27 protein-coding genes are annotated in these 24590 nt (G+C 60.2%); 14 read left to right on the plus strand and 13 right to left on the minus strand.

The window, feature by feature from the left end; genetic code table 11:
* Positions 1-354, minus strand: a complete 354-nt coding sequence (gene erpA, locus ACWHXT_RS17770; protein ID WP_447530458.1) for an iron-sulfur cluster insertion protein ErpA — start codon at positions 352-354, stop codon at positions 1-3.
* A gap of 120 nt (positions 355-474) precedes the next feature.
* The gene (gene argC / locus ACWHXT_RS17775) at positions 475-1503 is read right to left on the minus strand and encodes an N-acetyl-gamma-glutamyl-phosphate reductase (protein WP_447956796.1); all 1029 of its coding nucleotides are present in this window, start codon (positions 1501-1503) and stop codon (positions 475-477) included.
* A 218-nt stretch (positions 1504-1721) separates the two neighbouring features.
* Here argC and ACWHXT_RS17780 point away from each other — a divergent pair, with 218 nt between their 5' ends.
* From ACWHXT_RS17780 to ACWHXT_RS17800, 5 genes are all read left to right on the plus strand, one after another.
* Entirely contained in the window at positions 1722-3530 is a 1809-nt protein-coding gene (locus tag ACWHXT_RS17780) for a chloride channel protein (protein ID WP_447927516.1), read from the plus strand.
* Between the two features lie 9 nt (positions 3531-3539).
* Positions 3540-3971, plus strand: coding sequence for a protoporphyrinogen oxidase HemJ (gene hemJ / locus ACWHXT_RS17785; protein ID WP_447530461.1), 432 nt, complete (start codon positions 3540-3542; stop codon positions 3969-3971).
* Complete coding sequence (gene thiD / locus ACWHXT_RS17790; RefSeq protein WP_447956797.1) at positions 3971-4780, plus strand: bifunctional hydroxymethylpyrimidine kinase/phosphomethylpyrimidine kinase; 810 nt, start codon at positions 3971-3973, stop codon at positions 4778-4780. The genes hemJ and thiD overlap by 1 nt, the downstream gene beginning before the upstream one ends.
* A gap of 93 nt (positions 4781-4873) precedes the next feature.
* The gene (gene hemL, locus ACWHXT_RS17795) at positions 4874-6154 is read left to right on the plus strand and encodes a glutamate-1-semialdehyde 2,1-aminomutase (RefSeq protein ID WP_447530463.1); all 1281 of its coding nucleotides are present in this window, start codon (positions 4874-4876) and stop codon (positions 6152-6154) included.
* A 174-nt stretch (positions 6155-6328) separates the two neighbouring features.
* Positions 6329-6598, plus strand: a complete 270-nt coding sequence (locus tag ACWHXT_RS17800) for a hypothetical protein (RefSeq protein WP_447927518.1) — start codon at positions 6329-6331, stop codon at positions 6596-6598.
* A gap of 108 nt (positions 6599-6706) precedes the next feature.
* Here ACWHXT_RS17800 and ACWHXT_RS17805 read toward each other — a convergent pair whose 3' ends face one another.
* From ACWHXT_RS17805 to ACWHXT_RS17830, 6 genes are all read right to left on the minus strand, one after another.
* Entirely contained in the window at positions 6707-7543 is an 837-nt protein-coding gene (locus ACWHXT_RS17805; RefSeq protein ID WP_447956798.1) for a curlin subunit CsgB, read from the minus strand.
* Between the two features lie 56 nt (positions 7544-7599).
* The gene (locus ACWHXT_RS17810; protein WP_447956799.1) at positions 7600-8124 is read right to left on the minus strand and encodes a hypothetical protein; all 525 of its coding nucleotides are present in this window, start codon (positions 8122-8124) and stop codon (positions 7600-7602) included.
* 248 nt (positions 8125-8372) lie between these two features.
* The gene (locus ACWHXT_RS17815; protein ID WP_447927521.1) at positions 8373-9203 is read right to left on the minus strand and encodes a CsgG/HfaB family protein; all 831 of its coding nucleotides are present in this window, start codon (positions 9201-9203) and stop codon (positions 8373-8375) included.
* Between the two features lie 83 nt (positions 9204-9286).
* A complete protein-coding gene (locus ACWHXT_RS17820; RefSeq protein ID WP_447927522.1) occupies positions 9287-9709 on the minus strand; it encodes a curli assembly protein CsgF in 423 nt (140 codons plus the stop codon).
* Entirely contained in the window at positions 9709-10257 is a 549-nt protein-coding gene (locus tag ACWHXT_RS17825) for a CsgE family curli-type amyloid fiber assembly protein (protein WP_447927523.1), read from the minus strand. Before ACWHXT_RS17825 ends, ACWHXT_RS17820 begins: the two co-directional genes overlap by 1 nt.
* A gap of 20 nt (positions 10258-10277) precedes the next feature.
* On the minus strand, positions 10278-10970 hold the full coding sequence (locus ACWHXT_RS17830; protein ID WP_447927524.1) for a LuxR C-terminal-related transcriptional regulator: 693 nt from the start codon (positions 10968-10970) through the stop codon (positions 10278-10280).
* Positions 10971-11228: 258 nt separating this feature from the next.
* Here ACWHXT_RS17830 and rdgB point away from each other — a divergent pair, with 258 nt between their 5' ends.
* The 4 genes from rdgB (at position 11229) to ACWHXT_RS17850 (ending at position 14746) form a co-directional block, all read left to right on the plus strand.
* Positions 11229-11837, plus strand: a complete 609-nt coding sequence (rdgB, locus tag ACWHXT_RS17835) for an RdgB/HAM1 family non-canonical purine NTP pyrophosphatase (RefSeq protein WP_447956800.1) — start codon at positions 11229-11231, stop codon at positions 11835-11837.
* Positions 11830-12996 (plus strand): radical SAM family heme chaperone HemW, encoded by a 1167-nt coding sequence (gene hemW / locus ACWHXT_RS17840; RefSeq protein WP_447956801.1) that lies wholly within the window; start codon positions 11830-11832, stop codon positions 12994-12996. The genes rdgB and hemW overlap by 8 nt, the downstream gene beginning before the upstream one ends.
* Before the next feature lie 44 nt (positions 12997-13040).
* A complete protein-coding gene (locus ACWHXT_RS17845) occupies positions 13041-13793 on the plus strand; it encodes an OmpA family protein (RefSeq protein WP_447956802.1) in 753 nt (250 codons plus the stop codon).
* A gap of 110 nt (positions 13794-13903) precedes the next feature.
* Entirely contained in the window at positions 13904-14746 is an 843-nt protein-coding gene (locus ACWHXT_RS17850; protein ID WP_447956803.1) for a 23S rRNA (adenine(2030)-N(6))-methyltransferase RlmJ, read from the plus strand.
* 20 nt (positions 14747-14766) lie between these two features.
* Here the strand turns inward: ACWHXT_RS17850 and ACWHXT_RS17855 are convergent, their stop codons facing one another.
* Positions 14767-15219 carry an Lrp/AsnC family transcriptional regulator gene (locus ACWHXT_RS17855; RefSeq protein WP_447956804.1) on the minus strand — a complete coding sequence of 151 codons (453 nt, stop codon included), beginning with the start codon at positions 15217-15219 and terminating at the stop codon, positions 14767-14769.
* A 108-nt stretch (positions 15220-15327) separates the two neighbouring features.
* On the opposite strand from ACWHXT_RS17855, the gene rarD reads away from it, so the two are divergent.
* The 5 genes from rarD to ACWHXT_RS17880 all read left to right on the plus strand — a co-directional run bounded on the left by rarD (position 15328) and on the right by ACWHXT_RS17880 (position 20229).
* The gene (rarD, locus tag ACWHXT_RS17860) at positions 15328-16236 is read left to right on the plus strand and encodes an EamA family transporter RarD (RefSeq protein WP_447956805.1); all 909 of its coding nucleotides are present in this window, start codon (positions 15328-15330) and stop codon (positions 16234-16236) included.
* Positions 16237-16348: 112 nt separating this feature from the next.
* A complete protein-coding gene (locus ACWHXT_RS17865) occupies positions 16349-17440 on the plus strand; it encodes a cobalamin-independent methionine synthase II family protein (RefSeq protein ID WP_447956806.1) in 1092 nt (363 codons plus the stop codon).
* A 212-nt stretch (positions 17441-17652) separates the two neighbouring features.
* Positions 17653-18261: a TetR/AcrR family transcriptional regulator gene (locus ACWHXT_RS17870; protein WP_447956807.1), complete on the plus strand. Its 609-nt coding sequence runs from the start codon at positions 17653-17655 to the stop codon at positions 18259-18261.
* On the plus strand, positions 18258-19499 hold the full coding sequence (locus ACWHXT_RS17875; protein ID WP_447956808.1) for a multidrug effflux MFS transporter: 1242 nt from the start codon (positions 18258-18260) through the stop codon (positions 19497-19499). The genes ACWHXT_RS17870 and ACWHXT_RS17875 overlap by 4 nt, the downstream gene beginning before the upstream one ends.
* A 37-nt stretch (positions 19500-19536) precedes the next feature.
* Complete coding sequence (locus tag ACWHXT_RS17880) at positions 19537-20229, plus strand: SDR family NAD(P)-dependent oxidoreductase (RefSeq protein WP_447956809.1); 693 nt, start codon at positions 19537-19539, stop codon at positions 20227-20229.
* Between the two features lie 6 nt (positions 20230-20235).
* On the opposite strand, the gene mnmE is transcribed toward ACWHXT_RS17880, so the two are convergent.
* The 4 genes from mnmE to rpmH all read right to left on the minus strand — a co-directional run bounded on the left by mnmE (position 20236) and on the right by rpmH (position 24059).
* A complete protein-coding gene (gene mnmE / locus ACWHXT_RS17885; RefSeq protein ID WP_447927534.1) occupies positions 20236-21606 on the minus strand; it encodes a tRNA uridine-5-carboxymethylaminomethyl(34) synthesis GTPase MnmE in 1371 nt (456 codons plus the stop codon).
* A gap of 102 nt (positions 21607-21708) precedes the next feature.
* Positions 21709-23394, minus strand: coding sequence for a membrane protein insertase YidC (gene yidC / locus ACWHXT_RS17890; protein ID WP_447956810.1), 1686 nt, complete (start codon positions 23392-23394; stop codon positions 21709-21711).
* Positions 23395-23509: 115 nt separating this feature from the next.
* Complete coding sequence (rnpA, locus tag ACWHXT_RS17895) at positions 23510-23911, minus strand: ribonuclease P protein component (protein WP_447956811.1); 402 nt, start codon at positions 23909-23911, stop codon at positions 23510-23512.
* A 13-nt stretch (positions 23912-23924) separates the two neighbouring features.
* The gene (gene rpmH / locus ACWHXT_RS17900) at positions 23925-24059 is read right to left on the minus strand and encodes a 50S ribosomal protein L34 (RefSeq protein ID WP_447530481.1); all 135 of its coding nucleotides are present in this window, start codon (positions 24057-24059) and stop codon (positions 23925-23927) included.
* Between the last annotated feature and the right edge of the window lie 531 nt (positions 24060-24590).

The following is a 24590-nucleotide window of genomic DNA, read 5'->3' on the forward strand; positions in this document are numbered from 1 at the left end:
CTAAACCATGAACGACGCACCGCACCCGCAGGTGGTGGTGGCGTTGGGGTTTTGCACGCGAAAACGGGCGCCGGCCAGACCCTCTTCGAAATCGATCGTCGAGCCGACCAGGTATTGATAGGAAAGCGGGTCGACGACCAGAGCGGCGGCGCCGAACTCGATCAGCGTGTCGTCGTCGGCGACGTTGTCGGCAAAGTCGAACCCGTACTGAAAGCCCGAGCAGCCGCCGCCGGTCACGTACACGCGAAGCTTCAGCGCGTCGTTGTGCTCCTCGGTCATGAGCGCCTGAATACGCCGTCGCGCGCTGTCGGACAGCAAAAGTGGGGTTGGTACGAAAGCTTCTGCACCGCTCATGGGTACCTCCCGCGAGCTAAAATGGCTGGGTGAAAGCGCAATTATGGGTAATCCCGAGCAAAAGGGTCAACTATTACGTCGCCTTTTTCTGGATAGCACCTCTGCGACAGCGCTTTCCGTCTAGGGCATCAGCGCCGGAGCGTTGAGGCCCAGGGTCTCGTCGAGGCCAAACATCAAATTCAAATTCTGAATCGCCTGGCCGGAAGCGCCCTTGACCAGGTTGTCGATGACCGACAGCACGATGACGGTACCGCCCTGTTGATGAACCGCGAGCCGGCAGGTGTTGTTGCCTTTGACGCTGCGCGTTTCCGGGTGACTGCCGGCGGGCATCACATCCACGAATGGCTCGTTTTTATAGCGCGATTCGAAAAGCGCCTGCAGCTCCGTTGCGTCGACTTTCAAGGTGCTATAGAGCGTGGCGTGAATGCCCCGGATCATCGGCGTTAGATGAGGCACGAAGGTCAGCTCGATCGGGTGTTCCTGCATATCGTTCAGGCCCTGGCGGATCTCCGGCAGGTGGCGATGGCCCGAGGCGCCGTAGGCCTTCATCGATTCGCTCGCCTCGGCGAGAAGCGAGCCTACCTTGGCACCGCGTCCGGCGCCGGTCACGCCGGATTTACAGTCGGCGATCAGCCGTGTTTCATCGATCAGCCCGGCCTCGAGTAGCGGCAGGTAACCAAGCTGTACGGCGGTGGGGTAGCAGCCAGGCACGGCGATCAACCGCGCGCCCTTGATCGCTTCGCGGTTCATTTCCGGCAAGCCATAGACCGCCTCTTCGAGCAGCGCCGGCGCGCCGTGAGGCTGGCCGTACCACTGGCTCCAGAGTTCGGCGTCGCGCAGACGAAAATCCGCGGAAAGGTCGATGACCCGCGTGCCGTTCGCCAATAGCTCACCGGCCAGCGCGTGGGCCACCCCGTGGGGCGTGGCGAAAAATACCGCGTCCAGGGCGCCCAGCGCGTTGGCATCGGGCTCGCTGAAGGCGAGTGCATCAAAATGGCCGCGCAGGTTGGGGTACATGTCGCTCACCTTGACACCGGCCTCCGAGCGCGAGGTGATCGCCTCGACGCTGACCTCTGGATGCCCGGCTAAAAGCCTTAAAAGCTCCACTCCGGTATACCCTGTACCGCCTACGATACCGACCTTGATCACAAGTCACCTCTTGTCCGTTCGTTGATATGAACCGCGCGTCTTCAAGCCTAATAAACCCGCACCGGGCTGTCTAAGCGCTTCAAGCTATGATACACAAGAGTGACAGCCCAGGCGTGACGGATTCAATGAGTAAGTCCTCACTTTTGGCCGCCCCGAATAAACGCACTACGCTTTAACCTCGACCGATAAGAACCCACCAACAGGCAAGGAACGCGGCTGTGGCACGCTATTCCCGAGCAGATTTCACCCTCGACGCCTTCCGCCGCCAGCTGGCCAACGTCGACGCGTTGCCCCAGCTCTGCGTACTGGGCCTGGTCTCCGGCGTCATTACCGGCGCTGTGATGGTGGGCTTTCGCCTGCTTTTGGAAGCCGGCGCGATCGTCTATATGCCCGAGGGCGACCCGGAGGCGTTCGAAGGTCTTGCTCCTTGGCTTCGCGCGCTGCTGCCGCTTTTGGCGGTGACGCTCATCGGCGTTTTTCTTTACCGCCAGAAAGCCGCGGCACACAAGCTCGGCGTTAGTCACGTGATCGAGCGGCTCTCCTACCACCAGGGGCGCTTTCCCATGCGCAACTGGCTCAACCAGTGGTGGGTCGGGGTGGTGTCGGTACTCGGCGGGCTTTCCGCCGGGCGCGAAGGCCCGGCGATCCACCTGGGCGCGGCCGCCTCCAGCGGGCTTGGCCTCAAGCTTCGCTTGCCCAACAACAGCCTTCGCGTGCTGGTCGCCTGTGGTACCGCGGCGGGTATTTCCGCCTCGTTCAATACGCCGATCGCCGGGGTCATCTTCGCCATGGAAGTGGTGATGATGGAGTACACCCTGATGAGCTTCATGCCGGTCATTTTGGCCTCGACCATGGGCGCGGTGGTCGCTCAGGCGGTTTACGGTAGCGAACCCGCCTTTCGCATTCCCGATGTAGCGCTGGGCTCGCTGATGAACCTGCCCTGGGTGGTGGTGACTGGCCTGGGGATCGGCCTGCTCGCCGGGCTTTTCATTCACATTGCGCGCACTCAGCGTTTGAGCCGTCTGCCGCTTTGGCTGCGCCTGGCGGTGGTCGGTGTGACCACCGGCGCAGTGGCCTGGTGGTTCCCTCAGGTACAGGGCATTGGCTACGACAGCCTGGCGGCGGCGCTCAACGACCAGCTAAGCGTTAGCGTGCTGCTGGGGCTGGTCATTGCCAAGCTATTGATCACCGCGCTGACCGTGGCCGGAGGTGTACCGATTGGCATTATCGGCCCGGTACTGGTGGTCGGAGCGGCCGCCGGTGCACTCAGCGGCTCGCTTGGTCTTTGGCTTTGGCCGGCGCCCGCCGCCGACCCAGGCGTTTTTGCCATGCTGGGGATGGCGGCCATGATGGGCGCGGTGCTTCAGGCGCCGCTGGCCGCGCTGATGGCGCTTTTGGAGCTGACCCACAGCCCGAACATCATGCTGCCGGGCATGCTGGTGGTCGTGGTGGCCTGTCTAACCTCGCGCCAGCTAACGGGTTGCGAAGGCTTTTTTATCAGCTCGGTACGTTACGGCCTACACCCCCTTCAACAGCCGCTGATGCAGGCGCTTTCCCGGGTGTCGGTACCCGCGGTGATGGAGCGCCAGCTAGTGCGTACCGAGCGAATCGTCACGCCGGACCAGGCGCGTAAGCTCCTGGAAACCAATCCAATGTGGCTTCTGATCGAGCGCTCCAGCGATAAAAAGCCGGTGTTGGGTTTGAAAGCCTCGGCGCTGGCGCGCTGGCTTTTGGAGCACGACGAGGCGCTGGCCGGTGAGCCACCGCCGGACGACGAGCAGGTGGACCTTCTGGAAATTCCTGGTCAGCGCGTGGAGATGGCGCCGATCGCGCTACAGGCCACGCTTTCCGAAGCTTTTTTGAAGCTTCAGGACAACGCCCTGGGCGCGCTTTACGTGGTGCACGGTTATCGGCCAAAGCAGCAGCGAATTTCAGGTATCATTACCCGGGGGGCGATCGAGCGTTACTACCACTATGCTGACCCTCGTGACAAAACCGACCCCCGTGACAATGAGCCGACCGCGTAAGGAGAAACCATGTATTTATGGATGAAGGCCCTGCATTTGATGGCCGTTGTGACCTGGTTTGCCGCGCTTTTTTATCTGCCGCGGCTGTATGTCTACCACGCCACTGCCCGTGACAACGGGGATGAGCAAGCGATCACTTACTTCAAGACCATGGAGCGCAAGCTCTATCGCGGCATCATGACCCCCTCGATGATTTTGGTGCTGTTGTTTGGTGGGATCATGCTCTATCTGATACCCGGCTGGATGAGCCAGGGGTGGATGCACGTCAAACTGACGCTGGTGGCGCTACTGGTGGCCTACCATCACGTCTGCCTGATCTATTTGAAGCAGTTTGCGCAAAACCGCTGCACCAAAAGCCATCGCTTTTTCCGCTTCTTCAATGAAGCCCCGGTCATCGTGTTGATCGCCGTCGTTCTGCTTGCCGTCATTAAGCCTTTTTGATGATAAAGCCGCTTCCTCCCGTCGTATTGGTACTGGCGGGTCACGACCCGACCGGGGGCGCGGGGCTGATCGCCGATAGCGAAGCCGTGGCCGGCTGTGGCGGCTGGGCAATGACCATTCCCACCGCCACCACCGTGCAAAACTGCCACGATGTCCAGCGTGTGCTGCCCGCCGACCCGCAAATGATGTTACAGATGGCCCATGCGCTCGAGGGGCTTCCCGTCAGCGCGATCAAGCTGGGCCTTTTGGCCGATGAAGCGACGCTGTTGGCCGCCGAGCGCATCATTCGCCGCTTTCCCGGCGTGCCGGTGATTGCCGATCCGGTGCTCAAGGCGGGGGGCGGTGCTGATTTATCCACAGCCGCGCTTCAAAAACGCTATGTGGAGCGCCTGCTCCCCCTTGTGGATATTCTGACGCCCAACCGGTTCGAGCTCGTCGCCTTGACGCCGGACGTAGAAGCGGGCGCGGACGATACCACCCGCGCGGTGGCGCTTATTTCCCAGGGGTGCCAAGCGGTGCTGGTAACGGCCACCGACGATCCACTGCCGGGAAACGACGCCCAGGTCGTGCATACGCTGCACTCGCCGGATACTACGCGCCAGTGGCAGTGGCCACGCCTGGCGCAGCGCTTTCACGGCTCGGGCTGTACGCTGGCTTCCGCCATTGCCGCGCGCATGGCGGTAGGTGAGCGCTTACCTACTGCCTGCGAGCAGGCCCAGCGCTTTACCTGGCAGGCCCTGTCCGAGGCGTTCGAGCCGCCGGACGGGCAGTACCTGCCCAACCGCTTGTCACGCCCAACCCGCTTTTGATCTCATTGGCCGCCGGGTCGGTAACGCGTCTATTTAAGTCCGCGTTTAAAGGACTAAGCTATTCACTTTCGAGTCATTCACGTTGAGGATGCCATGACCACTTCTGCCGAACTCTTTGAACTTGCAAGCCGCCATATTCCCGGCGGGGTCAACTCGCCGGTTCGCGCGTTCAAGGGCCTTCACCGCCCGCCGGTCTTCATGGAGCGCGCCCAGGGGGCTTACCTGTTCGACGTCGAGGGCAAGCGCTATATCGACTACGTCGGTTCCTGGGGGCCGATGATCACCGGCCATGCCGACCCGGACGTGCTCGATGCGGTACGTGCACGCCTCGATAACGGACTTTCCTTCGGCACGCCCACGGCGGTGGAAACCACCATGGCGGATCTGATCTGCGAAATGATCCCGTCCATGGACATGGTGCGCATGACAAGCTCCGGCACCGAGGCAACGATGTCCGCGATTCGCCTGGCCCGGGGCAGCACCGGCCGGGACAAGATCGTCAAGTTCGAGGGTAACTACCACGGTCATTCCGACTCGCTGCTGGTGAAAGCCGGCTCCGGGGCGCTGACCCACGGCGAGCCGAGCTCGCCGGGCGTGCCGGCCTCGCTTGCCGAGCACACCATCACGCTCTCCTATAACGACCCGGAAGGCGTCGAGGCCTGCTTTGCCGAAATCGGCGAGCAGATCGCCTGCATTATCGTCGAACCCGTGGCGGGCAACATGAACTGCATTCCGCCTCAGCCCGGCTTTTTGGAAACGCTGCGCCGGGTGTGCAACGAGTACGGTAGCTTGTTGATTTTCGACGAGGTGATGACCGGCTTTCGCGTCGCGCTCGGCGGCGCCCAGGCCCACTACGGTATCACCCCGGATTTGACCTGCCTTGGCAAGATCGTCGGCGGCGGTATGCCGGTGGGCGCCTTTGGCGGCCGGCGCGACATCATGCAGAACGTCTCGCCCATGGGCCCGGTTTATCAAGCCGGTACGCTCTCGGGCAACCCGCTGGCCATGGCCGCCGGGGTTACGCTGCTGCAAAAGCTCAAGACACCGGGCTTTCACGATGCGCTGACCCAGCGGGTGCAAACGCTTTGCGAAGGCCTGCAGGAGCGCGCGAACGCGGCGAACGTGGCCATGATGACCCAGTCCGCCGGGGGCATGTTCGGGCTCTTTTTCACCTCGCAAACGCGTGTGGATAACTTTGCCCAGGCAACCGCCTGCGATGCGGACATGTTCCGGCGCTTTTTCAGCGCCATGCTGGACCAGGGCGTGTACCTGGCGCCTTCGGCTTATGAGGCGGGCTTTATGTCCAGTGCCCACGCGCCGGAAGACATTCAGCAAACCCTGGACGCCGCCGAGAAGGCGTTTGCCCTGCTATAAACCGCGGCGCTGGCCAACGCACTGCTATACTCAAAGCGCCGCTCATCGAAGCGGCGCTGTTGGTTCACAAGGTCAATCATCATGAAATGGCAGTCGTTTTGGTCTTACACCCTTGGCGTTGCAAGCCTGGCCTCTGTTTTATCCACAGGTGCGCTTGCCTATCAGGAGCAGCATATGACCCCCATTCAGATCAACGTAAGCGGCACGCCAGGTGCTGAGTTTTCCGCCCATTGGCGGGTGAGCAACGGCGATGAAGTCACCGAGTACTTTGAGGAACGCAAAAGCGTACCCTTTGAGTTCAGCTATGAAGGCACCGCGCTCGAGGGGGAGGTGACGCTTTTAACCGATAACGAACGGCTGGAAGTGGATATTTTGAAGGGCACCAACCGTTCGCGTTCGTCGACCCAAGGCAAAGGTGGCACGCTGACGCTCACTATTCGTTAGCAACAAAACGCAAAAACCGCCCCGAAGGGCGGTTTTTTGACTCCAGGTCTTTCAAGCGAGCAGCGCGTGGAGGACCTGATATCGGGGCTCTGGCATCAAAGTCTTGGCTTAGTGGCCTTGAGCGACAACGTTCATGTTGTTGTTGCCCACGGTAGTGATGCTGGAGGTGTGGCCGCCGCCGAAGAAGCTGCCGCTTTGGGATACGGTTTGCTGGTTGCCGTAACCTTCGGTGTAAGCGTAGGAGTCGTGGTTGTAGCCAGACTGCGAGATGTCGGCCGTGTTGTAGCCGCCGGTGGTCAAAATGTTGCTTTCGTTGTAATAACCTTGCTGGCTGACGTTGGCCACGTTGTTGTTGCCTTCCAGGTAGGCGTAGCTGTCATTGGCGGTGCCATCCTGAGCGATAGTGGCGTCGTTGCTGCTGCCGACGGACTCGATGACGGACTGGTTGAGCTTGCCTTGCTGGGTGACGGTCGCGTTGTTACCAGTACCTTCCTGATAGGCATAGCTGTCGTTCAGCCAGCCGTCCTGGGTAACATCCGTCGTGTTGTTTTCGCCGTTTTGGTTGGTAACAGAGACGTTGGCAACCCCGTTCTGGTCAGCAGAGGCTTGGTTGTTCAGGCCGCCCTGGTAGATGGTTGACTGGTTCTTGGCGCCCATCTGATCAACGCTTGCCACGTTACCTTCGCCGACCTGCTCGATACCTGAATCGTTCCAGCCCGGAAGCGTGGTGGCAACGCCGTCAACGTCATCCTGGTTGACGGTCGTTTTGTTGTACACGCCGTTTTGTTGAACGCGAGATGTCTGTGAGCCCCACTGGGTTACGTTGTTAGCGTTGTGGTCACCACTTTGATTGATAGTGGAGTCGCTTCCAGCGAACTGGGCGGAGGCAGCAGTGCTCATGGCGATGGCAATGGCGGCGGCAATAGTGGTGATTTGAGTTTTCATGTGGATTTCCCTTTCAAGACGCTTGCTTTAGTTGTTACTGAGACAAAGAGATTGGCTCAGTAAGTGTCGACGATGACTGGTCGTGCGTTACCCGAGAACGCCTGCTGTTCCACGCTAACGCCGCGGTAGCCACTCCCCGATTGTGAAATCTCGATATCGCTTTGATGACCCGTTTGGGACACAAAGGCGTGTAACCCCTGAACGCCATAGGATTGATTAATGGTGGCGAGGTGACGGTCACCATTTTGTAAAACGACCCCGACGTTATTACCTCCGGCTTGCGTAATGGAGGCGGTATTGAAGTTGCCGGTTTGGCGAATATTGGAAAAGTTGCCGTGTTGATACTGGGCGGAATACGATTGTGTTACGGCGGTACGGTTGTGATGGCCGTTTTGCCTTATAATGCTGTAATTGTCTGTATAAACGGGTGCTTGCGAGGTTTGAAAGTACTGCTCTACACGGCTTTGCGCCTGGGCATTCAGCGCGGCTGAATAGGTGATGACAAACGCTAGAAAAGACCGAACCAGGGGCTTCGAGAGCGCCAGCGCTTTACGTGGTAAAAACGCCTGTCGAGTCGTCATCTCATTACCTTTTGAAAAGTTTTGTATCTAAATGTAGTGATTCGTTGAGTTTGGACTATTTAATAAATTGCGCTATCAGGGCTTTTCTTAAACGCGTGATCAAATATCTAAAAAAAGCGGCTCTCTGGAGTACGGTTTTTCTAATATCCCGTAATAGAGTTAAAAAAAGCGGCGCTACCGAGAAGTAGCGCCGCTTTTTTTAATGAAACGTATGACTATTTTTTTAGTAAGCCAATCATGATAGTGGCCTATAAGGCAGGCGTTGGCGCATTAAGATACTCGGCTAATAGAGTGTCCTGTGCGTTAGCATTGTTGGCCAGGTTCCAGAGATTGTTCTCGACACCCCGGGCAATGAGATGAATGACCGCCGACTCGACCGCGGACATGACGGCCATCTGGACAGGCTCGTTGGAGGTAATACCGACTTCGGCTTCCAGTAAGCGGCGGAAATCGATAAACCGGTAAACGCCTGCGCGAAGCTCTTTCGAATAGATGGTTTTGGTCGTGGTGACGTTGGCGAGTATCTCGCCGGTAGATATTTCGACCGCGCGCAGGTTGACCGTCACCTGATCCACCTGATACTGGCCCGACGCGCCGATACCGAAGTATTCCGCCCCGGCACCGCCGGTACGCACGTTGGATTCGTAGGCGATGATGCCGCCTTCGAGCATGACCGAGGCCGCGCGCAGCGAGGGCAGCGTATCCGGCTGATTGAAGCGTTCGAACTCGGCGCGGATGATACGCCGCTCGGTTAGAAGATTCTGCAGGCCGACCCGCTCTAGCGGAATGAACCAGCCGGAGTCCGCCAGCGCCCCGGTCAGCATTGCCGCCGCGCCCTGGGTCACCGCGGTCGAGAACGTGCTGGCCGGTGCCGGGCGGTATTGGCCGGTCTGGTCGCGGAAATCGTACACCGATACGAAAATTTTACCCGCCGGCGGCGGTAAAGAAACCAGGTCCTGGTAGGTCGAGCCGCGGGGGGTCAGCGTGGCCTGGGCGCCTTCCAGATCGTTGGAATTAGCGACCATGCCGGCGCAGCCGCTCAATAGCGCCGCCAGCATGAGTGAAGCGATGATTTTCATTTTGATGTTCCCCTGACGACACACGTAAGCGTTATGTTGGCGTTTAGCCGGTTGGTTTTTGAACAGTGTCGAATACCGCTTCACTATGGGTTGAAGAGCCCGCCCACGCTGATATTGGTGACATCACCGGTGAGCTTGTCCACCACGCGCACCACGAGCTGGCCGCCGTTGTCGCTGACCACCACGTTGAACTCGCCGCTATCGAAAGAGCCCTGATTGACGTTGCCCGCGCCTACATCGGAGATCAGCTGTGAAATCAGCCGGCTTTCCAGGTTTTGAACCAAACGGTCCGTGGAGGAGAGCTGCTGTATGCTGCGCGCATTGGGGTCGGTGTTGGTGTCTTGCGCCTGCGCCTTACCCAGCAGATACGAGCCCATGAAGGGGTCGCCACCAAAGGATGGGTTCAGCGGCCGGTACACCAGATCCCCTGCCGACGCCGCGCTCCCCCCGGCAAGTGCTACCACCGCGATAGTGCCCAGCCACAGGGGGTGTCGTTTGACGTTCATTATCGTAACTCCTCACTTCCCAAGTCTTTATCGAAGGTCAGGGTGGTAGCCAACTGCTCCCGCAGCAGCGCGTCCTGAACGATTTGCACGGCCTCTTCTGCCGCTTGATCCGCCTGATTGATGCGTGGCGAAAGCTGTGTACGGAAATACATCTGGTTGCCCTGCAGGATCCAAAGCTGGCTTCCCCAGCGGGCATCCGGACGCTCCTGGACAATGAGGGTCGCGTTATTGATCAGCGGGTTACCCATGGCCCGCTGGCTAAAAGCGCGGTAGAAGGTCTTGCCTGCCATGGTGATGGTGCGGTCGACCATCACACCGGTCAGCTCGCTGCTACCGTAGCCGCGCGGCTCAACCTCGGCCCCGTCAGGGCCCGAGAGACGGTTGATCGCATCGACCGCTGCCTGCTCGTTTTCCGGCAGCTCGTTGCCCGGCAACGAGTCGCTCGGCGAGGCCGGCTGATGGGGCGATACCGGCTCGCTTGCGGATACCGGCCCCGCAAGCGCCAGCGACAGCGCACCCAACAGCAGTAGCGTGCGATACAAGGCCATGGTCGTTTTCTCGGTAGGGTTTAGCGCCCGCGCTGCAGGCTACGCGCTGTCTCGATATTGGGCAGGATGGGGCCGAGGTTCTGGTGGATCCAGTTCAGCGCCTGAATACGGTTATGCACATTGATCTTTCTAAAGATGTTGTAAAGGTGCGACTTGACCGTGTGCTCGCTGACAAAAAGCTTCTCGGCGATCTGCTGGTTGGAGGACCCGCCGCTGAGAAGCGAGATGATCTCCATCTCCCGGTTGGTCAGCCCGCAGGCCGGGCGGAACGCATTGCTTTGGTATTTGCGGTAAAAAATAATCAGCCGCGCCATTAAATCGCGGGACATCCAAAGCTCGTCGTTGAGCAGGGCGTGAATGCCCTTGCAGATCACCTCGAGGCTCTCGTTACGGTAGAACACCCCCTTGAGCTGGGAGCAGGAGAGTGCTTCCAGGGCGTGATCCATGTCGCGGATGTTAAACGCCGCCAGCGGTGCCTGGGAGAGCGACTCGGGGAGCTTCTCCTGCCAATCCGGGATGACATCGACACTGACGTGGTCGGCATCCACCAGCAGAAGCTGTTTGCCGATAGTGGCCTCGGGCAGTGAAACCCCGGGAGCATACAGATGAATGGTGTAACCCGTCTGCTTATTCAAATACTCGGCAAACAAGTGAGACTGGGGGCTTTTTTCGGTGACGATATACACCACGCCCGGGGTTTTGTGCTGCGCCATCGATAACCCTCCGGCTGCTAATAAAGTGTGAGACGATAATGCGCGGATTGTTACCTATAATGTTTTTTTAGTAAAGTTATGTTACTAAAAATATGTTTAAAGTAGTTTTTATACAACCATTCGATTAGAGAAGTTAGCGGTCAAGACTGAAGCGGCGCCAGCTGGCGGCCGGTGTGGTGGCGCCCTACGCAGGCAAGGCATCTTTAGCTGGCGTGCGGTTAGGCGTAAACTGAGCGGTTCTTACTGGGAGGTTACGCCATGTCCGCCGTCAATACGCTTGTGTTAGCCAGTGGCAATGCTGGCAAGTTAAAAGAGTTCAAACAGCTTTTGGCCCCCTTGATGCTCGATGTGCGCCTGCAGTCGGAGTTTGGCGTTTATGACGTAGAAGAGACCGGACTGACCTTCGTCGAAAACGCGCTGCTCAAGGCGCGCGAGGCCAGCCGGGTTAGCGGGTTGCCGGCGCTGGCCGACGACTCGGGTTTGGAAGTCGACGCGCTCCACGGTGCCCCGGGTATCTACTCGGCGCGCTTTGCCGGCGAGCCCAAAAGCGATGAACGCAACAACGAGAAACTCTTGAGTGCGCTTGCCGATTGCGCCGAAGGCCAGCGCAGCGGGCGCTACTGGTGCGTGCTGGTGTACCTGCGCCACGCCGAGGATCCGGTTCCGATCATCGTTCAGCGCAGTTGGGACGGTGAAATTCTCGCCCATCCGCGAGGCGAAAACGGTTTCGGCTACGACCCGCTTTTCTGGCTGCCCGAGCAGAGCATGAGCGTGGCCGAGCTGCCTGCGGATACCAAAAACCGGCTGAGCCATCGCGGCCGCGCCCTACAGGGCCTGGTCGATTTTTTGAAGGTGGCGCATGGGTAGTACCCCGCCGCTTTCGCTTTATATCCACACCCCCTGGTGCGTTCGCAAGTGCCCTTATTGCGACTTCAACTCCCACGAGCCGACCTCCCGGGCGCTGCCGGAAAACGCCTATCTCGAGGCGCTTTTAAGTGACCTGGACGGTGACCTGGCCCTGGCCGACGGACGCGAACTCGCCACGATCTTTATCGGCGGCGGCACGCCGAGTTTGCTCTCGCCGGCGTTTTACCGACGCCTTTTAGGCGAAGTACAGGCGCGCCTGCCCTTCGCCCCGGATATCGAAATCACGCTGGAAGCCAACCCGGGCACCACCGAACAGGCGCGCTTCGTCGGCTACCGGGAGGCAGGGATCAACCGCCTTTCGATCGGCACCCAAAGCTTTCAAAGCGCTCAGCTCGAGGCCCTTGGGCGCATTCACAGCGCCGATGAAGCCATCAAGGCAGTGGGCCATGCCCGCGTGGCGGGTTTCGATAATCTGAATATCGACCTGATGCACGGTTTGCCGGGCCAGACACCTACGCTTGCCCTGGAGGATATCGACCAGGCACTGGCGCTTTCGCCGGAGCATCTCTCCTGGTATCAGCTTACGCTCGAACCCAACACCGCGTTTCACTCAAGCCCCCCGGTGCTCCCCGAAGAGGAGGCGCTTTGGGATATTCAGGAGCGAGGCCACGAGCGTCTCGTCAAGGCGGGACTTTCGCGTTACGAAATATCCGCCTACGCAAAGCCTGGCAAGGCAAGTCGCCATAACCTCAACTACTGGCAGTTCGGCGACTACCTGGGGATAGGCGCCGGCGCCCACGGCAAGCTTTCGCACATAGGGGCGGATGGCCGCTGGACGATCGAGCGGCGCTGGAAAACCCGCCAGCCCGACGCCTATCTTCGCCGCCAATCCGACCCGCGCGGCTTTATTGCTGGCAAATCGGTGATCGAGCCTTCCGAGCTTGCGCTGGAGTTTGCCATGAACGCGCTGCGTTTGACCGACGGTGTCGACATGGCGCTGTGGCCTGCCTACACCGGCCAGCCGCTAGAGACTTTATTGGCGCGCTTGCACGGTGCCGACAAAAAAGGACTTTTGATGGAAATGCCCGAAAAACTACGTGCATCGCCGCAAGGTCTATTATTCTTGAACGAGCTGCTTGAGCAAATCAGTGACGACTAGCCCGGCAGCCTGGTTAATCAAATGAGTTTTTTAAGGAGTGAGTGATGCGTATTTCTCGACTGCTGACCCCGGTAGCCGCCGCCCTGTTAATTGCCGGCTGTGCTTCCTCTGACCCTTACGGTGGCCAATCGCAGCGCTCCAGCACCGGTATGGGAACAGGTATTGGTGCCGCGGTAGGGGCGGCGGCCGGCGCGCTTTCCGGTGATGGCTCCACCAGCCGCCGCGACCGTGCCTTGATCGGCGCCGCCGTGGGCGCCGCCGCCGGTGCCGGTGTCGGCGCTTATATGGACCGCCAGGAGAATCAGCTGCGCGAAAGCCTGCAGGGCTCGCGGATCGAAATCGACCGCCGCGGCGACGATATCGTCCTCAACATGCCCAGCAGCGTAACCTTCGGCTTCGACTCTTCCGAGCTTACCGGTGAAGCACGCAGCGCGCTCAACGAAGTGGCGGGGGTGCTTAACCAGTACACCGATACCCGTGTGAATATCGCCGGCCACACCGACAGCGTCGGTAATGCGGACTATAACCAGCGCCTCTCCGAGCGCCGCGCGCAGGCGGTCGGCAGCTACCTGGGCCAAAACGGTGTCTCTTCGTCGCGTCTTAATACCCGCGGCTACGGCGCCAATCAACCGGTGGCCACCAACGACACCGACCAGGGCCGCGCGCAGAACCGCCGCGTTGAAATTACCCTGACACCCACCGGTAACGGCCAGGGTCAGCAAGGCCAGCAGGGCCAGCAGGGCCAGCAGGGCCAGCAGGGCCAGCAGGGCCAGCAGGGCCAGGGCAGCGGCTACTAAACAGCTGATGCTCCGGTAGGCCGGTAGGCTCAAACGCCCCGGCCAAGGCCTTTAATCCGAGCCCGCTATTATTTGATAGCGGGCTTTTTTACACCGCGTTGTGAACCGCTATGCTCTCTTATCAACACGCCTACCACGCCGGCAACTTTGCCGATGTCCACAAGCACCTTACGCTTTACGCCGTCACTGGCTATCTATTACGTAAAGAAAGCGCCATTACATATATAGATACTCATGCGGGTCGAGGGCTTTACCCTCTGGATACCAGGGAGGCCTTGAAGCTCGAAGAACACCGCGAGGGCGTCGTGCCTCTCTGGCAGGCGCGGGAGCAGCTCGACGAGCCACTTTTGAAGGAATGGCTGGCGCGTATCCAGACGATCCAGCCAAAAAGTGGCCCGTTGAGCCACTACCCGGGCTCGCCCTGGTGGCTTTCCCAGCGGCTTCGCGAGCAAGACGCGCTGCGCCTTTGCGAGCTGCACCCGGGGGAGCACGCCGAACTCGACGCCCAGGCACTACCGCCGGCGGCAAAGCGCCTTAATGGCGACGGTTTGGAGGAGCTCAAAAAGCGCGTGCCCGTCAAAACGCCGCGGCTTTGCGTATTGATCGACCCAAGCTATGAGCAAAAAGCGGAGTACCGCGAGGTGGCCGACGCCGTGATTCAAACCCTCGAAAAGGCCCGCCACGCGGTCATCATGATCTGGTATCCACTGCTTCCGGCGGGGCATCACCACACGCTGCTGGAGACGTTAAAGGCCAGCGGCGTGCGCAAGATATGGCGTAGCGAGCTACACCGCGCCCCCGCCGGCCAGAACCACGGCATGTACGCAAGCGGCATGCTGGTGATCAACCCGCCTTGGGGGCTCGATGAGCATCTAAAGGGGGCCATGAACAAGATTACCCCGCTTTTGGGCAAGGAGAGCCGCTACCAGGCGCAGTGGCTGGTAGCGGAGTAAACGAGCCGTTCGCGGGATGTTTAAAGGACCTCGAGGGTCGATTTGACCCGGTCCAGCGCCACCAGGGTGCGAAACCACTTAACGTTGGGGTTTTCGTGGAAAAGCGCATCGCAGATTTGCTGGAAGCGGCGCATGCTGGGGACCAGTAACACCAGCATGAAGTCCGCCTCGCCGGTGACGTAGTAGCACTGCTGGATCTCCGGGCCGGAGAAGCGGGCTTTCAGCGCGTCCAGGTCCGCGGCGTGGGTCTTGTCCGCGCGTACTTCTACGAAGATAGTGATCACCTGACCCAGCTTGTCCGGGTCGAGTACCGCCACGTTCGCTTTTATGTAGCCTTCCTTTTTGAGCCGCTGAATGCGCCGCTGTACGGAAGCGGTGGAGAGATGCACCGCCTCGGCCAGTTCGCGAAGCGGCGTCTGGCACTCCTGCTGTAAATGTTTGAGTAGAGAACGGTCGTAGTCGTCCAGGGCCATGCTGATCACTCGGTGAGAAAATTTATCAATATAAGGCGTTAATTCGAGCGCCTTTATCGTATCCGATGCAATAAAGTACCGCGACACTGCCTGGCCCGGATACGCTTTATGCAAACCGCCCCTAACACGGCGCTCGGTGTCGTCTTGAACGTGACGGCTTCGCTTTTTTTCGCGCTTCTGTTCGCCTATACGTCGCTGCTGGATACGCTCGATGGTGGGGAAATATACGGTTGGCGAATGCTGCTCACCTTTCCCTGCCTGACGTTTTTTATTCTGGTGCGCGGCCATGGTGGGCAGGTGGCGCTCGTTTATCGACGGCTCAAGGCCGAGCGCTACTTCTGGGCAACCCGATTACTCGGCGCGGCGCTCCTTGCGCTCCAGCTGTGGCTTTTCATGTGGGCGCCGGGCAATGGCCAAGGGCTTGCGGTGTCGCTTGGGTACTTTCTGATGCCGATCACCATGGTCATCGTTGGCCGTCTGGCCTTCAAGGATCGCCTGTCGCGCTTTCAGACGCTCGCTAGCCTGCTCGCTCTGGCGGGGGCGCTCAATCAGCTGCTGTTCTCCCAGGCGCTTGCCTGGCCAACGCTTCTGGTGAGCCTTGGCTATCCGCTCTATTTCTGGCTGCGCCGGGTAACCGATACCAACCACATTGGTGGTCTCTGGTTCGATATGCTGCTGGCCCTGCCGGTCAGCGTCTATTTCATCGTTCAAGGCGGGGAGGTGCTCGGCGCCGCCAGCATCGCGCCGCTTGGCCTGGTACTCGGCCTTGGGCTGTTAAGCGCCCTGGCGCTGGTGTTTCAGGCGCTCTCGGCGCCGCTTCTCAACCTGAGCCTTTTCGGCCTGCTGGTCTATGTCGAGCCTTTGCTGTTGTTCGTGGTGGCGCTAGGGATGGGGGAGTCGGTCAGCGCGAACGAGTGGCCAACCTATGCTGCCATTTGGCTTGCCGTGGCGGTGCTCTGTGTGGAAGGTGGGCTCGGGGTGAAAAGGGCAAGGCAGCGCCCGCGTACGGCCTGCTGATCGCACTATTAAAATGATTCACGCAGGATCAAGAAAAGATCACTTTTGTCCCTGCCAGGTTTGCGCGAGCATGGGGGCATCGAGAAACACTCAAACAGAGCAGGAGAGTACGATGAGCGAACATAAAGCCCCTTTTCGCGCCGATGTCGTCGGCAGCCTGCTGCGCCCGGCGGCGATCAAGAACGCCCGTGAAAAAAGCCAAAGCGACCTGCGTCAAATAGAAGACGCGGCGATCAAGCACGCCGTCGCCGAGCAGTGCCAGTGCGGCTTGAAGGTGGTCACCGACGGCGAGTTCCGTCGCGCCTGGTGGCACTTCGACTTCTTCGAGGCCCTCGAAGGCGTGGAAGGCTACGACGCAGAACAAGGCATCCAGTTTTCCGGCGTGCAGACCAAATCGCGCAACGTGCGCGTGACCGGAAAGCTTGGCTTTGGCGCGCACCCGATGCTCGAGGACTTCAAGTACCTTGCCAGCATCAGCGACGGCGCCACGCCCAAGATGACCATCCCAAGCCCCAGCGTGCTGCACTTTCGCGGCGGGCGTAACGTTGTAAGCCAGGACGCCTATCCGAACATCGACGACTTCTTTGACGATCTGGCCCAGGTCTACAAGAACGCGATTCAGGCGTTTTACGCCGCGGGCTGTCGCTACCTGCAGCTCGACGATACCGTTTGGGCGTATCTTTGTTCTGATGAGCAGCGCGCCCAGGTCATCGAGCGCGGCGAAGACCCGGACGAACTCGCGCAAACCTACGCGCGGGTGATCAACGAGGCGCTGGCGGACAAGCCTTCTGACCTGGTGGTGGGCATGCACGTCTGCCGGGGCAACTTCCGCTCGACCTGGATCTCCGAGGGCGGCTACGAGCCGGTCGCCGAGCTGCTGTTTGGTTCGGTGAATATCGACGCCTTCTTTTTGGAGTACGACTCCGACCGGGCCGGCGACTTCGAGCCGCTGCGCTTTATCAAGCCCGGCCATCAGAAGGCGGTGCTTGGCCTGGTGACGACCAAAACCGGTGAGCTCGAAGACCCGGAGGCGATCAAGGCGCGTATTTATGAGGCGGCCCGGTTCGTGCCGCTCGAGCAGCTCTGCCTGAGCACTCAGTGCGGCTTTGCCTCTACCGAAGAGGGTAACGCGATCACCGAGGCTGAGCAGCAGGCCAAGCTCGAGCTGGTGGTTCGCGTCGCTCGCGAGGTCTGGGGGGACTAGCTCCGTTTCACTGCCCCGGGGCATGAAGCCGTTACCCGGGGAGTCACCCTATTCGCCGTTTTGTGTTTTGACCAAACCCCGCCAGCGCCTGGCGGGGTTTTTTGTGCCGACGTGGTGGGGAAATGAAGATAAGCCGTGCTGGAAAACTTTACCTACCTTCCGGTAGGTAGTATATTGCGCCGCTCTTACTCAGCTCGCTTACGAGGCACTTCATGGCTCGCTCAAAGGCTACCCAGCGCATCGTGTCGGCGGCGGTGGCGCACTTCGCCGAGGCTAATTACGACGGCGCTTCGCTTTCCGCCATCGCCGAGGCCGTCGGTATTCGCAAGGCTTCGCTTTATGCCCATTTTGCCTCGAAGGAGGCGCTTTTCATGGCCGCCTTCGAGGAGTCGCTCGACGCCGAGCGCGCCTTCGCCAGCGAGTGCTTCGAAGGCGAAGGCGCCCAGGTGCTTCCCGGCTCGGGCTACTGCCAGGCGCTGGTGCAGCGCTTTGGCGAGACCGCTCATTTACGCTTTTTTCTGCGCGTAAGCTACATGCCGCCGCTTGCGCTTGCCGAGCGGATCGACGCGCTCCACGAAGCCTACCTTGCGCAGTTGAAAGACGCCTTTTTGGACCGGCTTGCGCGCTGGGGCGAGGCCCAAACCCCGCTATCACCAACACAGACGGAGCGCTTCGCTCTGGCGTATCTGGGCATCGTGGACAGTCTGCAGGTCAAGCTGATCTATACCTCCGCCGCGCTTAGTGAACGCCGCCTCGAAGCGTTGATGCACATTTTCGAAGACTCCCTGACCCTTCGCCATTCGATGAGTACAACGTCATGACGACCCCCACCAAACCGCCCGTCAAGGCCATCGGCACCGGGCTGCTCATTTTGCTGGCCTTGATCACCGCGCTCGACGCCATGGCGATCGACATGTACCTGCCCGGCATGCCGGATATCGCCGAGGATCTCGGCGTTTCCGCCGGCCATATCCAGCAGACGCTGGCGATCTTTTTGATCGGCCTGGCGGTCGGCCAGGCGATCTACGGGCCGCTGCTGGATCGTTTCGGGCGGCGCTGGCCGCTTCTGATCGGGCTAGGCGTTTTCATTGCAGGCTCTGTCCTGGCCGCGCTCGCCCACTCTTTTGAAACACTGCTGGCCGCGCGTTTTCTTCAAGCGCTGGGGGCGGCGGCGGGTCTGGTGGCGCCGCGGGCGATCATCGATGACGTTTATGCGCTCAAGGAGTCGGCGCAGAAGTTTTCAATTCTCATGCAGGTGATGATGGTGGCGCCGATCGTCGCGCCAGTACTGGGCGGGCTCATTTTGATCTACGCCGAGTGGCATCTGATCTTCTGGGCCATGGCGGCTCTGGGGGCGGTCGGCCTTGTCTGGGGGCTTGTGAGCATTCCCGACTCCCTGGCGGTAGAGCAGCGCGTGGCGCTAAGTGCAGCGAGTATCGTCAAGGGTTACGCCCGGTTGTTCGCCCAGCCGGTGTTCATGCTTTATAGCGTGGCGAGCGGCCTGGTGATGGGGGCGTTTTTTTCGTACATCAGCGGCTCCTCCTTCGTGTTCATGGAGCACTTCGGCCTGGGGTCGACCCAGTACAGCCAGCTCTTCGCCGCCAACTCGGTGGGCCTGGTGCTGGGCGGTGCGGTCAGTAATGCCTTGATCAAGCGCGAGTGGTCGGCCTGGCGTGTGATGATGGCCGGTACGGCGATCTATACCCTGGCAGGCACGGCGCTTTGGTGCGTCAATGCGCTCGGCGCACCGACGCTGCTCACCTATAGCCTGATCCTCGGGCTTGCGATCGCCTCGCTCGGCATGGTGTTCGGCAACGTCATGGCGCTGATCATGAACGCGGCGGATTCACCCGCCGGCGTCGCCTCGGCGCTGATGGGCGTGCTTCAGTACCTGCTCTCCGCCCTGGTCGGCTTCGCGGTCAGCCTGACCACCGTCAGCCCCGCCCAGCTACCCGCGACCATCGCGATTTGCGGGGCGCTGGCGCTCGTGCTTTGCTGGCTGGCGAGCCAAAAAGAGCAGGGCGGCGCTTATACGGCCGGTGCCGCCGAGTCGGCGTGATCTATCGCGTGAATGAGACGATTAAAAGGAGCAGACAATGAGCAACCTTCAGCGCGCCGTAGTGATCGGCGCCTCGCGCGGGATCGGCCTTGGCCTGGCGGGCGAGCTACTAACCCAGGGCTTCGAGGTCGCGGCGGGTGTTCGCCCCAGTGCCTCCACCGAGGCGCTGGACGCGCTGGGTCAGCGCTTCCCGGGTAAGCTCGACATCGTCCACGTTGACCTCGCCGACCCGGCGAGCGTTGGTGCTTTGGATATAAAGTCCCCCATCGATCTGCTGCTGATCGCGGCGGGGGTCATGGGGCCGGAGCACCAGCGCGCCGAACGTGTCAGCCGCGAGGCGCTGGCCGAGCTTTTTTGGATCAACGCCACCGCGCCGGTCACCCTGGCGCGCACGCTACTCCCCCATATGCGCCAGAAGGGCCGCATTGCCTTTATCAGTTCGCGCATGGGGAGCGTTGCCCTCAACGAAGAGGGCGACCGCGAACTCTACCGGGCAAGCAAGGCGGCGTTGAACAGCCTGACCCGCGGCTTCGCTCGTCACCAGGCACAGCCCGCCGGGGTGGGCGTGCTCAATATCCACCCGGGTTGGGTGAGAACCGGGATGGGCGGCGACGACGCGCCGGTCTCCGTTGAGGAGAGCGTAAAGGGTATCGTCGACGTAGTGAACACTCACTCCGACTGTCTCGAACAGCGTTTCATCGATTATACGGGGGCGCCGCTTGCGTGGTGAGCCCCGCTATTTGCCGATACAGAAACTGCCGAAAATCTCACCCAGCAGGTCGTCGGCGCTGAACTCGCCGGTGATCTCGCCAAGCGAGGCTTGAGCGTCGCGCAGGTCCTCGGCGAGCAGCTCGCCGGCGCCCATGCCTTCGAGCTGGGCACGGCCGTTGTCCAGTGCCGCCATGGCTCGGTCCAGCGCGTCCAGGTGGCGCCGCCTGGCCGAGAAGCGCCCTTCGGTGGTGGCGGCAAAGCCCATCACGTCTTTCAGGTGGGTTTTTAAGTTATCCACACCCGCCCCGGTTTTCGCCGACAAGCGCAGCGTCGGCGTGGCGGTGGCGTCGTCTAGCCCGGCGTCTTCCTGGCTTTCATCGATCTTGTTGCGCACCAGCGTCAGGCGACTCTGATCCGGCAGGCGGGCGACGAACTCGGGCCAGATGTCCATGGGGTCCGTGGCCTCGGTGGTCGAGGCGTCCACCATCAACAGCACCCGGTCGGCACGCTCGATCTCCTCCCAGGCGCGGGCCACGCCGATCTTCTCCACTGCATCTGGCGTGTCTCGAAGCCCGGCGGTGTCGATGATGTGTAGCGGCATGCCGTCGATGTGAATATGCTCGCGCAGCACGTCCCGGGTGGTGCCGGCGATCTCGGTGACGATCGCCGTTTCCTGCTCGGTCAGAGTGTTTAAAAGGCTCGATTTACCCGCGTTGGGCCGCCCGGCGATCACCACGCTCATGCCCTCGCGCAAAAGCGCGCCCTGGCCCGCGGCGCGGCGCACCTCAGAAAGCGACTGCTGGACCTCTGTGAGGCGGTTGGCCACGTGGCCGTCGGCGAGAAAGTCGATCTCCTCTTCGGGAAAATCGATGGCGGCTTCCACGTAGACCCGCAGGGCGATCAAGCGCTCGACGAGCTGGGCGACCCGGTTGGAGAACTCGCCCTGAAGCGAACGTACGGCGTTTTGGGCCGCCGAGCGCGAGGTTGCATCGATCAAGTCGGCGATCGCCTCGGCCTGGGCCAAATCGAGCTTGTCGTTCAAAAAGGCGCGCTCGGAGAACTCGCCAGGCCGCGCCAGGCGCGCGCCCAGGGCCACGCAGCGCTCGAGCAGCATATCCATGATGACCGGCCCGCCGTGGCCCTGAAGCTCCAGCACGTCTTCGCCGGTAAACGAGTTCGGGCCTTCGAATACGAGCGCCACACCTTCGTCGATGATGGCGTTTTCGCCGTGAAAGGCGCCGTAGTGGGCGTAACGCGGGGCCGGGTAGCGCCCCAGGATGGCACGGGCGATATCGCCGCAGGCGGGCCCGGAGACGCGAATGATGCCGACACCGCCGCGCCCGGGCGGGGTGGCAAGGGCGGTGATCGTGTCCTGGGTATAAAGTCGTTGTGCCATGGCACGCCTCCTGGATGAATGGCGGTATTGTGAATTTGTCCGGCCCTGAACGCCAGACCCCCGCACGAGGGCGGGGGTCTGGTGAGTCAAGCGAGGGGGCGATTACTTGGTTCGCATCCCTTTACCGACACTGGGGTCGTTCTCGATGCGCCGGGTAATGAAGTACTGCTGCGCCACCGAGATGATGTTGTTGACCACCCAGTAGATGACCAGGCCTGCCGGGAACCACAGGAAGAAGAAGGTAAAGATGATGGGCAGCATCTTCATGATCTTCGCCTGCATGGGATCGGGAGGCGTCGGGTTGAGCATCTGCTGAACGAACATCGAAATGCCCATCAAAATCGGCAGGATGAAGTAGGGATCCTTCACCGAGAGATCCTGAATCCAGAACATGAACGGCGCGTGGCGCAACTCAACGGACTCCAGCAGCATCCAGTAAAGCGCGATGAACACCGGCATCTGAACCAGAATCGGAAGACAGCCGCCCAGCGGGTTGATCTTCTCTTTCTGGTAGAACTTCATCATCTCCTGAGACATCTTCTGACGGTCGTCGCCGTACATCTCCTTGAGACGCTGCATCTCCGGGCCGAGCTTGCGCATCCGCGCCATCGACTTGTACGCCTTGGCGGAGAGCGGGAAGAGCACGGCTTTGACCAGTACGGTCAGCAGTACGATCGACCAACCCCAGTTACCGACGATGTCCTGGATATGGTCCAGCAGCCAGAAAAGCGGGTTGGCGATGAACCAGAGCCAGCCGTAATCCACGGTGAGCTGCAGGTTGGGCGCGACCTGTTCCAGGTAGTCCTGCACCTTGGGGCCCATGTAGAGCGTAGCGCCCAGCGTCGCTTCGCCTTCGGCGGCAACGTTACTGGTCGGGCCGGCAAAGGCCACCACGTTGCGATCGCGTGCGTCGGTGGTGACGTAGTAGAGGTTTTGCTGATTCTGCGACGGGGCCCAGGCCGAAACGAAGTAGTGCTGGATCATCGCAATCCAGCCGCCTTCGGCTTCGCGGTTTTCAAAGCTCGAGCTTTGAATGTCGTCGAAATCGATCTTGTCGTAACGCGTGTCCGGCGTGGAGTACGCCGCACCCATGTAGGAGTTCATGCCCAGGGTGACGCCGCTGGAGGGGTCCGGGCTGTTGTCCCGGGCAAGCTGGCCGATAAAGCGGGCGCTGACCGGGTTCTCGGTGTTGTTGGCCACGAAGTAGCTGACGTCCACCGCGTAGTTGTCGCGCTCAAACGTCATCCGCTTGGTGACGTCGACGCCGTTGACCTCGGCGGTCATGTCGACCTCGAGGGTCTGCTCGTCGTTACCCAGACGGTATTCGTTGCGCTCCGGCGTGAAGGCGATACGGCTTGCCTGGCCGTCCAGCTGAATGCCCGAACGCGCGACGTAGCTGCGCGTGGCGTTGTCCGAGAGCAGCACGTAGTTGCGCTCGGAGTCCAGGGTCATCTTGTGCTGGGGCAGGGCGGCGAACACGATATCCCCGCCGTAGGGGTCGATACGTACATCGAGTACATCGGTGGTGACGGCGATGAAGTCGCGACCTTCGGACTCACCGGCCGCTTCCGTCGGCATCTCTTCGTTGGCGCTACCCTGGGGGGCGCCGGTGCTGGGTACGGTCAAGTCATCGTTGGTCGACTCGGTGTTGGCCCCGGTACTTTCACGCTGGGTGATTTCCGGCGTCGAGTCGTAGCTGGTTTGCCCGTAGTCCTGATTCCACTGAATCACTAGAAGATAGGCCAGTACAGCCAGTGGAATCAGCAATAAAAGTCGTTTTACGTCCATGAGGGTTCTGCCCGATGGGTGGTGAACATGCTAATGGCGCGGCGTCATTTACTCGGCCCAAGACACACGAAAGCCTGCCATAAGGCAGGCCGAGGCCGAGCGGCGGAGTGTGTGATCAAGCGCCATGCGTAGCGTTAGCAAGCGGGGGAGGCGGTGGTGCTGCCAAAGCGTCGCGCTGGAGTCGTTTCCACATGCCGTGTAGCTGGCGGTAAAGTGTTTCATTATCGATATCCTGAACACCGCGCTTGGCCAATATCACTATATCCACAGAGGGTAAGCGGTGTTGGCGAAGCCGAACGGATTCTCTAACGAGACGCTTGAAGCGGTTACGGTCAACGGCACGCTTGACGTTTTTCTTGCTGACCACCAGTCCAACGCGAGGATGACCTCGGGTATTGAAGCGTGCGAGCGCCATCATACCTTTGCCATGGACTTTCAGGTCTGCCTGCTCAAATACGTAGCTGAAATCCCCGGCGTTCAGTAAACGTAAACTCCGGGGATAGCCTTGATGCGACACACGCAATCCGAAATCAGGCGCTCAGACGCTTACGGCCTTTGGCGCGACGGCGTGTAATGACAGCACGGCCATTTTTGGTTGCCATACGAGCACGGAAGCCATGCGCGCGCTTGCGCTTAAGAACGCTGGGTTGAAAAGTGCGTTTCATAACTCGTTATTCCCACGTGGTTTAGGACGAAAGTGAATTCCAAACGACCCGGTCCAGTGAGGAACTAGCCGGGGAGATCCAATTCAAGACCGGAAATTGTAGAGACTTCGGCGCCGCGGTGCAATTTTTCTGCGCACAAAAAACGCTAAATATGCGCTAACGGCTCGTAACATGCCTTTAATGAACGCCTTTGACGCAACTACTATTACTAATGAAGTTATTTAAAACCTGTTGTTATTAATAGTGGGGATACTATTTGTGGATAAGTGGTTTTATTTTTTTATAAACAACCTGTTATAGGCATAAAAAATGTGTGCATAAGCCGTAGAAAAGCGGCTTGTAAGGTGTGTGGCAGGTGTGGACGACCGGGTAAAAAAGCCCCTGTGGATGGTTTATCCGCAGCGTCTACGCGACTTGTCCCAAAAGCTCATCGCAAGTTGTCCACAGGCCGAAAAGTGCCCCTTGCACGTGTGGATAACCGGCTCTTTGGGCGCTACAATAGGCGGCCGTTTTCAACTGATGGTGAGATGA

This window comes from Vreelandella halophytica (assembly GCF_968193635.1).